Annotated in this window: 10 protein-coding genes and 1 riboswitch; of the genes, 6 read left to right on the forward strand and 4 right to left on the reverse strand. The window is 55.2% G+C overall.

What is annotated here, in order from left to right; translation table 11 throughout:
* Positions 1-3 precede the first annotated feature (3 nt).
* A complete protein-coding gene (argH, locus tag F8R23_RS23815; protein ID WP_085120002.1) occupies positions 4-1,377 on the forward strand; it encodes an argininosuccinate lyase in 1,374 nt (457 codons plus the stop codon).
* Between the two features lie 64 nt (positions 1,378-1,441).
* Here the strand turns inward: argH and F8R23_RS23820 are convergent, their stop codons facing one another.
* Positions 1,442-2,890 carry a dihydrolipoyl dehydrogenase gene (locus tag F8R23_RS23820; RefSeq protein WP_129936369.1) on the reverse strand — a complete coding sequence of 483 codons (1,449 nt, stop codon included), beginning with the start codon at positions 2,888-2,890 and terminating at the stop codon, positions 1,442-1,444.
* Between the two features lie 77 nt (positions 2,891-2,967).
* Positions 2,968-3,699 (reverse strand): glutathione peroxidase, encoded by a 732-nt coding sequence (locus F8R23_RS23825; protein ID WP_151416104.1) that lies wholly within the window; start codon positions 3,697-3,699, stop codon positions 2,968-2,970.
* 151 nt (positions 3,700-3,850) lie between these two features.
* Between F8R23_RS23825 and oxyR the strand changes: the two genes are divergently transcribed.
* Positions 3,851-4,768 (forward strand): DNA-binding transcriptional regulator OxyR, encoded by a 918-nt coding sequence (gene oxyR, locus F8R23_RS23830; RefSeq protein ID WP_099063864.1) that lies wholly within the window; start codon positions 3,851-3,853, stop codon positions 4,766-4,768.
* Here the strand turns inward: oxyR and sthA are convergent.
* Positions 4,751-6,148 carry a Si-specific NAD(P)(+) transhydrogenase gene (gene sthA / locus F8R23_RS23835; RefSeq protein ID WP_012147448.1) on the reverse strand — a complete coding sequence of 466 codons (1,398 nt, stop codon included), beginning with the start codon at positions 6,146-6,148 and terminating at the stop codon, positions 4,751-4,753. The two genes, oxyR and sthA, sit on opposite strands and share 18 nt — an antisense overlap.
* Before the next feature lie 215 nt (positions 6,149-6,363).
* Here sthA and fabR point away from each other — a divergent pair, with 215 nt between their 5' ends.
* Both fabR and F8R23_RS23845 read left to right on the forward strand, forming a co-directional pair.
* Positions 6,364-6,996 carry an HTH-type transcriptional repressor FabR gene (gene fabR / locus F8R23_RS23840; RefSeq protein WP_085120094.1) on the forward strand — a complete coding sequence of 211 codons (633 nt, stop codon included), beginning with the start codon at positions 6,364-6,366 and terminating at the stop codon, positions 6,994-6,996.
* A gap of 13 nt (positions 6,997-7,009) precedes the next feature.
* Complete coding sequence (locus tag F8R23_RS23845; RefSeq protein WP_099063863.1) at positions 7,010-7,378, forward strand: YijD family membrane protein; 369 nt, start codon at positions 7,010-7,012, stop codon at positions 7,376-7,378.
* 44 nt (positions 7,379-7,422) lie between these two features.
* On the opposite strand, the gene trmA is transcribed toward F8R23_RS23845, so the two are convergent.
* Positions 7,423-8,526, reverse strand: a complete 1,104-nt coding sequence (gene trmA, locus F8R23_RS23850) for a tRNA (uridine(54)-C5)-methyltransferase TrmA (RefSeq protein WP_112349213.1) — start codon at positions 8,524-8,526, stop codon at positions 7,423-7,425.
* A gap of 121 nt (positions 8,527-8,647) precedes the next feature.
* A riboswitch (cobalamin riboswitch) is annotated at positions 8,648-8,859 on the forward strand.
* Positions 8,860-8,927: 68 nt separating this feature from the next.
* Here trmA and btuB point away from each other — a divergent pair.
* Positions 8,928-10,799: a TonB-dependent vitamin B12 receptor BtuB gene (gene btuB, locus F8R23_RS23855; protein WP_151416105.1), complete on the forward strand. Its 1,872-nt coding sequence runs from the start codon at positions 8,928-8,930 to the stop codon at positions 10,797-10,799.
* The gene (gene murI, locus F8R23_RS23860) at positions 10,744-11,607 is read left to right on the forward strand and encodes a glutamate racemase (RefSeq protein WP_129936371.1); all 864 of its coding nucleotides are present in this window, start codon (positions 10,744-10,746) and stop codon (positions 11,605-11,607) included. Before btuB ends, murI begins: the two co-directional genes overlap by 56 nt.
* Positions 11,608-11,856: the final 249 nt, after the last annotated feature.

Raw genomic sequence — 11,856 nt, forward strand, 5'->3', positions numbered from 1 at the left:
GGTATGGCACTTTGGGGCGGACGGTTTAGTCAGGCGGCAGATCAGCGGTTCAAACAATTAAACGATTCTCTGCGCTTTGATTATCGCCTGGCGGAACAGGACATCGTGGGTTCCGTGGCCTGGTCGAAAGCGCTGGTCACCGTCAATGTATTGACGGCAACCGAGCAGCAGCAGCTTGAGCAGGCGTTGAACGGGCTGTTGGCGGAAGTGCAGGCCGATCCGCAGGCGATTGTCAGCAGCGATGCAGAAGATATTCACAGCTGGGTGGAGCAGAAGCTGATCGACAAAGTCGGCGATCTGGGCAAAAAGCTGCACACTGGCCGTAGCCGTAACGATCAGGTCGCGACCGATCTGAAATTGTGGTGCAAACAGCAGATCGGCGAACTGCATCAGGCGATTGTGCAACTGCAACTGGCGCTGGTTGAAACCGCCGAAGCCAACCAAGACGCGGTGATGCCGGGCTATACTCACCTGCAGCGCGCGCAGCCGGTAACCTTTGCCCACTGGTGTTTGGCCTATGTGGAAATGCTGGCGCGCGACGAAAGCCGTCTGCAGGACACGCTGAAGCGCCTGGACGTCAGCCCGTTGGGCAGCGGTGCGCTGGCCGGTACCGCCTATCCGATTGATCGTGAACAACTGGCCGGTTGGCTGGGTTTTGCCTCCGCCACCCGCAACAGTCTGGATAGCGTTTCCGACCGTGACCACGTGCTGGAGTTACTATCCAATGCCTCCATCAGCATGGTGCACCTGTCGCGCTTTGCCGAAGACCTGATCTTCTTCAACAGCGGCGAAGCAGCCTTTGTTGATCTGTCTGACCGCGTGACCTCCGGCTCCTCGCTGATGCCGCAGAAGAAAAACCCGGATGCGCTGGAGCTGATCCGCGGTAAATGTGGCCGCGTGCAGGGCGCATTGACCGGCATGATGATGACGTTGAAAGGCCTGCCGCTGGCTTACAACAAAGACATGCAGGAAGACAAGGAAGGGCTGTTTGACGCGCTCGATACCTGGATGGACTGCCTGCAGATGGCGGCCCTGGTGCTGGATGGCATTCAGGTGAAACGTCCGCGCTGTAAAGAAGCGGCGGAGCAGGGGTACGCCAACTCGACCGAACTGGCGGACTATCTGGTCGCCAAAGGCGTGCCGTTCCGTGAGGCGCACCATATCGTCGGTGAAGCGGTGGTGGAAGCCATCCGCCAAGGTAAGGCGTTGGAGGCCCTGCCTTTGACTGATTTGCAGAAGTTTAGTGCGATCATTGGCGACGATGTGTACCCGATTCTGGCGCTGCAATCTTGCCTGGATAAGCGCTCAGCCAAAGGAGGCGTTTCTCCTCAGCAGGTTGCCAGTGCGATCGCCGCAGCGAAACAGCGCTTGGCTTAATTAGGTTACTCAATATAAAGGGCGCAGTTCATAAGCAGAACTGCGCCCTTTGTTTTTAGAAAGATTACTCGCCCGGGCAGCGCTGGCAGCGTTCGGCCTCGGCCTCGCCCAGTTTGAGCTTGGCTTGCAGATCGCGCAGCGCGGTGCGCAGGCCTTCTTCGATGACCGGATGGTAGAACGGCATGTCCAGCATCTGGTTGATGGTCATTTGCTGTTGGTGTGCCCAGGCCAGCAGGTGGGCGATATGCTCAACGTCCGGCCCCATCATCTCTGCGCCGAGAAAACGCCCGGTGCCCTGTTCGCCGTAGACGTGCAGGATGCCCTTATTGCGCAACATTACGCGCGAGCGCCCCTGATTCTCGAACGACACCTCACCGATTTCAAAACAGCCGCAGGCGCTGAATTTTTCGCTCAATTCGCGGAAGGTAGAGCCGACCATGGCGATCTGCGGATCGGAAAATACTACCGAGATCGCGCTGCGGCGTAGGCCCTGCGTGACTTCCGGGTAGCTGCCGGCATTGGTTCCTGCAATACGTGCCTGATCGCTGGCTTCGTGCAACAGCGGCAGTTGGTTGCTGGCATCGCCTGCGATAAAGATGTGTGGCAAGCTGGTTTGCATCGTCAGGCGATTGGCCTGGGGTACGCCCCGGGTATCGAGTCGCAGGCCGGTATTCTCCAGGCCTAAATTATCGACGTTCGGGCGGCGACCGGTAGCGGCCAGTACGTAATCCACCATGATCTCCTGCGGCTTGCCGTGTAAATCCTGATAGCGGATAAACACTTTGTCACCTTCGCGCTGCATCATCTCGACTTTCACATCGGCATCAAGATAGAACTCTTCGCCCAGGGCTTTGGCCGCGTAATTGCGCACCGCGCTGTCGGTCAAGGGGCCGACGGCGCCGCCAACGCCAAACACTTTGGTTTCGACCCCGAGACGATGCAGCGCCTGACCCAGTTCCAGACCAATCACACCTGGCCCGAACACCGCCACGGACTGTGGTAAATCATCCCAGTTGAATACGTCGTCATTGACGATCAGTCGGTCACCCAGCGCATTCCACGCTGCCGGCCAGCTTGGGCGGGAACCCGTGGCGATAACGATCCGCTGCGCCACGATGCGCGTATGCTCATCCACCTGCAGGGTGTTGTCGTCGATAAAGCGGGCGTAGCCGCTAATTTTGTCGCCGGCTGGGATCTGGTCGACGCCTTCCAACACAAAGCCGACGAAGCGATCGCGTTCACGTTTGACGCGCTCCATCACTTCACGACCGTTAATGGTGGTTTTGCCTGCGGGATACACGCCAAAGCCCGGTGCACGCTCGATTTGATGCACCGCCTCGGCGGCGGCGATCAGTAATTTGGATGGCATGCAGCCAACGCGTGCACAGGTGGTACCGTAGGCTCCGCCCTCAATCATCACCACACTGGGGGTCGAAAGCTTGGCGGCGCGATAGGCACCCAGACCGGCGGTGCCGCCGCCGATAACCGCGACGTCAACATTCAACTGTTTCATATCCGCTCCTGAAAGCTAAAAAAAGGGCGGGCCGGAGCCCGCCAAAAGTTCACGTTGACTTTGTTATTACTTATTAATCAGGCTGACAGGAAAGTTTCCAGGTCATCGCTACCGCCAATATGACGGCCGCCGATAAACACTTGCGGTACCGTGGCACGGCCGCTGACGGCGCGCAGGCTAACGGTTGTCGCGTCCTGACCCAGTACGATTTCTTCATACTGGATGCCACGCTCCTGCAACATTTGTTTGGCTTTGGCGCAGAACGGGCAACCCGGCTTGGTAAACAGCGAAACCGACTCCTGCACTTTGAATTCCGGCGCCAGATATTTCAGCATGGTGTCGGCATCCGACACTTCAAACGGGTCACCTGGCTTGTTCGGTTCGACGAACATTTTTTCCACTACGCCGTTACGCACCAGCATCGAATAACGCCATGACCGTGGGCCAAAGCCCAGATCGGCTTTCTCGACCAGCATGTTCATGCCTTTGGTGAACTCACCGTTGCCGTCCGGCACGAAGGTGATGTTCTCAGCGTGTTGATCGGCTTTCCAGGCGTTCATCACGAAGGTGTCATTCACCGAGATGCACAGGATGCTGTCAACGCCGTGTTGTTTGAATACGCTGGACAGCTCGTTGTAGCGCGGCAAATGGCTGGAAGAGCAGGTTGGGGTGAACGCACCCGGCAGCGAAAATACGATAACGGTTTTATCTTTAAACAGATCTTGGGTAGTGACATCGATCCATTGGTCACCCTGACGAGTATGGAAGGTCACCTGAGGAATTTTTTTGCCTTCTTGGCTGGTAAACATGAATTAACCCCTTAATTAGGAAAAATAAATTTTTGCTATCAGCGTTGTGCCGCTTTGTTGGGACACATTATTGCCGCCGGGGCTTGATAGATCTAATCGCTCATTGCTATCTTATCTATCGCCATGAGCTATCGTGGTCTGGAGGGAAACAATGAATATTCGTGATTTAGAGTACCTGGTCGCCTTGGCCGAGCACCGGCATTTCCGCCGTGCCGCCGATTCATGCCATGTTAGCCAACCCACGCTCAGTGGGCAGATCCGCAAGCTGGAAGACGAACTGGGTGTGATGTTGCTCGAACGTACCAGCCGCAAGGTATTATTCACCCAGGCAGGTCTGCTGCTGGTGGAACAGGCGCGTACCGTGCTGCGCGAAGTCAAAGTTCTGAAAGAGATGGCCAGCCAGCAGGGTGAAGCCATGTCCGGGCCGCTGCATATCGGCCTGATCCCGACCGTCGGGCCTTATTTGCTGCCGCAGATCATTCCTACGCTGCACAAAACCTTTCCCAAGCTGGAAATGTACCTGCATGAAGCGCAAACCCAACAGCTGCTGGCGCAACTCGACAGCGGCAAACTGGACTGCGCGATCCTGGCCCTGGTGAAGGAAACGGAAGCCTTTATTGAAGTCCCACTGTTTGATGAACCCATGAAGCTGGCGGTGTACTCCGATCACCCATGGTCGCAGCGCGACCGCGTGGCAATGCCGGATCTGGCAGGGGAAAAGCTGTTGATGCTGGAAGACGGCCACTGCTTGCGCGATCAGGCGATGGGCTTTTGCTTCCAGGCCGGGGCTGACGAGGATACCCATTTCCGGGCAACCAGTCTGGAAACGTTGCGTAACATGGTAGCGGCAGGCAGCGGTATTACGCTGTTGCCTTCATTGGCGGTACCGCCACAGCGTGAGCGTGACGGCGTTTGCTATCTCGAGTGTTATAAACCCGAACCCAAGCGCACCATTGCGCTGGTGTACCGCCCCGGCTCTCCATTGCGCAGTCGTTATGAGCAATTGGCCGAGGCGATCCGCGAGCATATGCAAAACTACCTGGGTACCAAGTTAAAACAGGCGGTTTAAGCCGTTCAGCGCAGCCACCCGGTAGGCTTCGGCCATGGTCGGATAGTTGAAGGTTGTATTAACGAAATACTCGATAGTATTGCCTTCACCTTTCTGCTCCATGATCGCCTGACCGATGTGGATGATCTCCGCCGCACGCTCACCGAAGCAATGGATCCCGAGGATCTGCAGGGTGTCGCGATGGAACAGGATCTTCAGGCTGCCGACATTCATCCCGGCAATTTGCGCACGAGCCAGATGTTTGAACTGGGCGCGGCCCACTTCATACGGCACCTTCATCGCCGTCAGTTCCTGCTCGGTTTTACCGACGGAGCTGATTTCCGGAATGGTGTAGATACCGGTCGGGATGTCTTCAATCAGATGTCCGCTGGCTTCACCGGAGGCAATCGCCTGCGCGGCAATACGGCCCTGATCGTAAGCGGCAGATGCCAGGCTCGGATAACCAATCACGTCCCCCACAGCATAAATGTGCGACAGCGCAGTCTGGTACATGCTGTTCACTTTCAGCAGGCCACGGCTGTCTGACTCCAGACCGACGTTCTCCAGCCCCAGTGAGTCGGTGTTACCGGTACGGCCGTTGGCATACAGCAGGCAGTCTGCTTTCACTTTCTTGCCGGACTTCAGGTGAACAATCACGCCGTCGTCGGTGCCTTCGATCTTCTCGAACTCTTCGTTGTGACGGATCACCACGCCGTTGTTCCAGAAGTGGTAAGAGAGCGAGTCCGACATTTCCTGATCGAGGAACGCCAGCAGGCGGTCGCGGGTGTTGATCAGATCGACCTTCACGTTCAGACCACGGAAGATAGACGCATACTCACAGCCGATGACCCCGGCGCCGTAAATGATTACGTGGCGCGGCTCGTGGTTTAATTCGAGAATGGAATCGCTGTTATAAATGCGCGGATGGTTAAAGTCGACGCTCGACGGGTTGTAAGGGCGTGAGCCGCAGGCGATGACGATATGATCGGCGCGGATGGTGTCCTGGGTGCCGTCCATATAACTGACGCTGACGGTGTTGGCGTCAATAAAGCGCGCATCGCCGGCGAACAGCTTGCATTGGTTACGCTCATAGAATCCCTGGCGCATCCGGGTTTGTTGGTTAATCACGTTATCGGCGTGGCGTAAAATATCAGGGAATGTCGCGCTGAGCGTGCGTGAATTGTTATAAAGCGGGTTCTGGTTGAATTCGATAATGCGGCTAACGGCGTGGCGGAGAGCTTTGGACGGGATGGTACCCCAGTGGGTACATCCGCCGCCTACGTTATTGTACCGTTCGATAACGGCCACGCGGGCGCCCTGTTTCACCAACCCCATAGCGGCACCTTCACCACCAGGGCCCGAGCCAATAACTATGGCATCAAATTGATAGTGCTGTTGCATAGGGGAGAGACCTGTCTTATACAAAATTACAACGGTATCTTAACATCATAGCGCTGAGTGCCCAATCACCATTAGGCTTTTTGAGGCAAAGCACAAATGGTGCAGGCGGAAACTGTGACAGGACGCGTTTGTATAAATGCTGTTGCAATAAAATTTGCTATATTGCCGGGTCTACGGCGTTAGACTGACAAAATGGATCTTATCTGGATATGCATATGGGCGTCAGAGCACAACAAAAAGAACGGACTCGTCGTTCCCTCATTGAGGCGGCTTTCAGTCAGCTAAGCGCCGAACGCAGCTTTGCCAGCCTGAGCCTGCGTGAAGTCTCGCGTGAAGCGGGCATCGCACCGACGTCATTTTACCGTCACTTTCGTGACGTGGATGAGCTGGGATTAACCATGGTTGATGAAAGCGGCCTGATGCTGCGTCAACTGATGCGCCAGGCACGCCAGCGTATTGCCAAGGGCGGCAGCGTGATCCGCACCTCGGTCTCCACCTTTATGGAGTTTATCGGTAACAATCCCAATGCCTTCCGTCTGTTGCTGCGTGAACGCTCCGGCACCTCGTCGGCCTTCCGTGCGGCGGTGGCGCGTGAGATCCAACATTTTATCGCCGAACTGGCGGATTACCTCGAGCTGGAAAACCATATGCCGCGCAGTTTCACCGAAGCGCAGGCGGAAGCCATGGTGACCATCGTGTTTAGTGCCGGTGCTGAAGCGCTGGACATCGATATCGAACAGCGGCGCCGGCTTGAGGAACGTTTAGTGCTGCAACTGCGGATGATTTCCAAGGGTGCTTATTATTGGTATCGCCGCCAACAAGAAAAAGCTTCTGTATCCCACGTATAAAAGGTAGAAAGCGATGGAAAAACCAAGCCGTGAGAATGGCACCTTACTGCTGGCGTTGATTGCCGGCCTGTCGATCAACGGTTCGTTCGCCGCGCTGTTCAGCTCGGTGGTGCCGTTTTCGATTTTCCCTATCCTGACTTTGGTGTTGGCGGTTTACTGTCTGCACCAGCGTTATTTGCACCGTGCGATGCCGGACGGCATGCCCAAGCTGGCCGCCGCGAGTTTCCTGCTGGGGGTGTTGTTGTACAGTGCGATCGTCCGGGCCGAATACCCGCAGATTGGCTCTAACTTCCTGCCGGCGATCATTTCCGTGGCGTTGGTGTTCTGGATTGGTATCAAGCTGAAGGCGCGCAAGGCGCTGGATGAGAATACGCCTGCCTGATGGGCGTAAAGCAGGGGCGCAGCAATAATGGCGCCCCTGTCAGATTAAACGCGTTTTTCCAACAGCACGCCGCATTCCATATGATGGGTGTACGGGAACTGGTCAAACAGCGCCAGGCGGCTGACTCGATGGGTTGCCTGCAAGGTCTCCAGATTGGCGCACAGCGTTTCCGGGTTGCATGAGATATACAAGATACGCGGGTAGGCCTGCACCATTTTCACCGTTTCATCATCCAGCCCACTGCGTGGCGGATCGACAAAAATGGTTTCGCAGTTATAACTGTTCAAGTCGATACCTTTCAACCGATTAAACTCGCGGACTCCGTTCATCGCCTGAGTAAAGTCTTCCGCTGCCATGCGGATAATCTGCACGTTATCGATATGGTTGGCGGCAATGTTGTATTGCGCCGCCGCGACCGAAGGTTTGGCTATTTCGGTCGCCAGTACCCGCTCGAAGTTACGTGCCAGTGCCAACGAGAAGTTACCGTTGCCGCAATACAGCTCCAACAGATCGCCTTTGGAACCGGCGGTCGCGTCCAGCGCCCATTCCAGCATCTGTATGTTCAGCGCCGCATTCGGCTGGGTGAAGCTGTTTTCCACCTGACGGTAGATCATGTCGCGGCCGGCGACCGGCAGCACTTCGTCGACGTAATCTTGATCCAACATGATTTTCATTTTCGACGCACGGCCAATCAGCTGCAGGTCAAAGCCCTGTGCGCGCAGATCATCACGCAGTTTTTCTGCCTGCTGCTGCCAGGCGTCGTCAAGCTTGCGGTGATATAGCAGTGAGGCGATGATTTTGCCACTGCGGGTCGACAGGTAGTCAATCTGGAACAGTTTGCGGCGTAGAACAGGCTCTGGCTTGATGGCGGCGATCAGTGCACTCATCAAGCGGTTAATTAATTCGCTGGCGGCGGGGAACTGATCGACACGGATGCGCTGCTTGGTCTGTTGATCAAACATGATGTGGTACATCTCGTCTTCATCATGCCAGATGCGGAATTCGGCGCGCATGCGGTAGTGGCTGACAGGCGAGCGGAACACTTCCGGCTCGGGTGCCGTGAACGGTGACATCAGCGTCTTCAGCCGGGCAGTTTTCTCCGCCAGTTGGTCATCGTAACGTTCAATAGGCAAATTCTCGGGCGTCATGTTTCTTCTCGTCAGGCAAATTTGATCAGCGGGGATTGTAGGGAATCAGCCCGTGAAGTCCAGTTTTGTCGTGTTTATTATTTGTAACATTGGTAGCAGTCTAGACATCTATTTACATTGATCGTAGCATTGTCATCCGGCCTCAAGCAGCGAGTGAAAAGGGAATCCGGTTCGAATCCGGAGCTGACGCGCAGCGGTAAGGGGAAGTCACGGCGATAGCGTTTTACGCAGACACTGTCCGTTGCAGGATGGGAAGTCATCGCCCGGTGCAGGTAGCTCACAGGCTGCCCGCAACTCCCAAGCCCGAAGACCTGCCGGTGTTACGTCGCAATGTCCGTGGCCGTCGCGAAATACCGGCTATGATCCTGCGGCATCCACCAATTAAGTTTGGATGCTTTTTCATGACAATTACAAAAAATACACTGCTGGTGGTGGTTTCTTCCATCACGGCTTTTTCTGGATGGGCGCAAGACAACACCACAGCCAATAACAGCGATGATTTGGTGGTTTCCGCCAACCGCTTTCCACAGCCGGTTTCTTCCGTACTGGCACCCACCTCTGTCGTCACCCGCAATGATATCGACCGCTGGCAGGCAAAAAGCCTGACCGACGTGATGCGCCGTCTGCCGGGGGTGGATGTCGGGCAGAATGGTGGCCTGGGACAAAAAAGCTCGCTGTTTATCCGCGGTACCAACTCCAGCCATGTCCTGGTGTTGATCGACGGTATTCGCCTTAACCAGGCCGGCATCAGTGGTTCTTCTGACCTCAGCCAGATCCCGATTTCGCTGGTGCAGAAAGTCGAATATATTCGCGGACCGCGTTCGGCTGTCTATGGTTCCGATGCCATCGGTGGCGTGGTGAACATTATTACCACCCGTGAAAAGAACGGCACTACGCTTTCTGCCGGTGTGGGTTCAAACGGCTATCAGGCCTATGACGCTTCCACTCAGCAACAGTTGGGCGACAGCACGGTGGCGACGCTCGCCGGCAACTATACCTACACCAAAGGCTATGATGTAGTGGCTTACGGCAGTACCGGTATGCAGAGCCAGCAGGATCGCGATGGCTACATGAGTAAAGCGCTGTACGGCGCCGTTGACCATCAGTTCAATGAGGCCATTAGCGGCTTTGTGCGTGGTTATGGTTATGACAATCGTACGGCTTACGATGCTTATTATTCCTCCCCGACCAGCCCACTGGTAGATACTCGCAAACTGTACAGCCAGACCTGGGATACCGGCCTGCGTTATAAAGAAGGTATCTACGCGACACAACTGATTGGCAGCTATAGCCATAGCAAGGATTATGATTACGATCCTCGACTCGGTATGCATGACAGTTCGGCAAGTTTGGTGGATTCAGAGCAATACAACCTGCAGTGGGGGAATACCCTGCAGTTGGGCCAGGGGACGGTTAGCTCAGGGGTTGATTGGCAACACCAGGAGATCAAGCCGAACTCCACTACGGTCAACGGTGAGAAAAGTCAGCGTAACGCCGGTATCTATCTGACCGCACAGCAGTTGGTTGGCCCGGTAACTCTGGAAGGGGCGGTGCGTGGTGACGATCATTCTGAATTCGGCTGGCATGGCACCTGGCAAACCAGCGCGGGCTGGGAGTTTGTCGAAGGGTACCGCTTTATTGCTTCCTATGGTACGGCGTTTAAAGCCCCAAATATGGGCCAGCTGTATGGCAACTTTGGTAATAATGCCGATTTGAAGCCGGAAGAAAGTAAACAGTGGGAAGGCGGTTTTGAAGGTTTGACAGGTCCAGTGACCTGGCGCGTTTCCGGCTACCGTAACGATATTGATAACCTGATTGATTCCACTGGGGAGACCAATTACGTTTATTACAATATCGGCAAGGCTACTATTAAAGGTATAGAAGCCACGGCCTCGTTTGATACCGGTCCGTTAACCCACCACATCGGCTACGACTATGTCGACCCACGCAATGCCAAAACCAACGAAGTGCTGCTGCGTCGCGCCAAACAGCAAGTGAAGTATGAGCTGGACTGGCAGGTCTATGATTTTGACTGGGCGGTCACCTATCAATACCTGGGGGAGCGCTATGACAAAGACTACAGCACCTACCCCGAGCAAAGCGTCAAACTCGGCGGCGTCAGCCTGTGGGATCTCGCAGTTTCGTATCCGGTCACATCTCATCTGACAGTTCGTGGTAGAATCGCCAACCTGTTTGATAAAGATTATGAGACGGCTTATGGCTACGCTACTCCAGGAAGAGAATACTACCTCACTGGAAGCTATACCTTCTAACACCACCGCGAAGGACCGTCCGACGGTACTGGTATTTGACTCCGGCGTCGGCGGGTTATCGGTGTATCAAGAGGTTCGGCAACTGCTGCCGGACCTCCACTATATATACGCCTTCGATAATGTGGCGTTTCCCTACGGTGAGAAATCCGAAGAGTTTATTGTTGAGCGCGTGCTGGAGATTGTCAGCGCGGTGCAGCAGCGCCATCCTCTGGCGATAGTCATCATCGCTTGTAACACTGCCAGTACCGTATCCCTGCCGGCTTTGCGTGAACGCTTTACCTTCCCGGTCGTCGGCGTGGTGCCTGCCATCAAACCTGCCGCCCGTCTGACCGCCAATGGCGTCGTCGGCCTGTTGGCTACCCGTGGTACCGTACAGCGCACCTATACCCATGAGTTGATTGCCCGCTTCGCTACCGATTGTAAGATCGAGCTATTGGGGTCTTCAGAGCTGGTGGAACTGGCAGAAGCCAAGTTGCACGGTGACGTCGTACCGCTGGCGACGCTGAAGAAAATCCTGCAGCCATGGTTGAGCATGCGCGAACCGCCGGATACTGTCGTACTCGGTTGCACCCACTTTCCTCTATTAGCAGAAGAATTAATGCAGGTGTTGCCGGAGGGAACCCGGCTGATCGATTCCGGCGCGGCGATTGCTCGTCGTACCGCTTGGCTGATTTCAACGCAGGAAAATCTGGTGTCGACTCAGGAAGACAATTTGGCGTATTGCATGGCGTTAAATGAAGACACTGATGCTTTATTGCCCGTTCTGCAGGGATATGGCTTTAAATCGTTGAAAAAACTGCCTGTTTAAAGCTGTTTTGGTTAAACATTCAACGGTCGGAAAAAATATTGAAATTAGGGGTTGCGGCGTTCTGAGAACTCCCTATAATGCGCCTCCACTGACCGGGAACAACGACTCCTCTAACGAGAACCAGTCGCCCAGCCAGGAAGAAGCAAGCCGGTGAAAACACCGTTTCTTAATAAGAAAAAAGCTTGACTCTTCAGCGGGAAAGCGTAATATGCACCTCCCGCGTTACCGAGAGTTATCTCAGTAACGAAC

The sequence above is a fragment of the Serratia proteamaculans genome (assembly GCF_008830365.1).
GTDB lineage: Bacteria > Pseudomonadota > Gammaproteobacteria > Enterobacterales > Enterobacteriaceae > Serratia > Serratia proteamaculans.

Bases quoted from the DNA above. Each gene is read 5' to 3' on its own strand.
- argH (WP_085120002.1), top strand. From the start codon at position 4: ATGGCACTTTGGGGCGGACGGTTTAGTCAGGCGGCAGATCAGCGGTTC.
- F8R23_RS23820 (WP_129936369.1), bottom strand. From the start codon at position 2,890: ATGAAACAGTTGAATGTTGACGTCGCGGTTATCGGCGGCGGCACCGCC.
- F8R23_RS23825 (WP_151416104.1), bottom strand. From the start codon at position 3,699: ATGTTTACCAGCCAAGAAGGCAAAAAAATTCCTCAGGTGACCTTCCAT.
- oxyR (WP_099063864.1), top strand. From the start codon at position 3,851: ATGAATATTCGTGATTTAGAGTACCTGGTCGCCTTGGCCGAGCACCGG.
- sthA (WP_012147448.1), bottom strand. From the start codon at position 6,148: ATGCAACAGCACTATCAATTTGATGCCATAGTTATTGGCTCGGGCCCT.
- fabR (WP_085120094.1), top strand. From the start codon at position 6,364: ATGGGCGTCAGAGCACAACAAAAAGAACGGACTCGTCGTTCCCTCATT.
- F8R23_RS23845 (WP_099063863.1), top strand. From the start codon at position 7,010: ATGGAAAAACCAAGCCGTGAGAATGGCACCTTACTGCTGGCGTTGATT.
- trmA (WP_112349213.1), bottom strand. From the start codon at position 8,526: ATGACGCCCGAGAATTTGCCTATTGAACGTTACGATGACCAACTGGCG.
- btuB (WP_151416105.1), top strand. From the start codon at position 8,928: ATGACAATTACAAAAAATACACTGCTGGTGGTGGTTTCTTCCATCACG.
- murI (WP_129936371.1), top strand. From the start codon at position 10,744: ATGGCTACGCTACTCCAGGAAGAGAATACTACCTCACTGGAAGCTATA.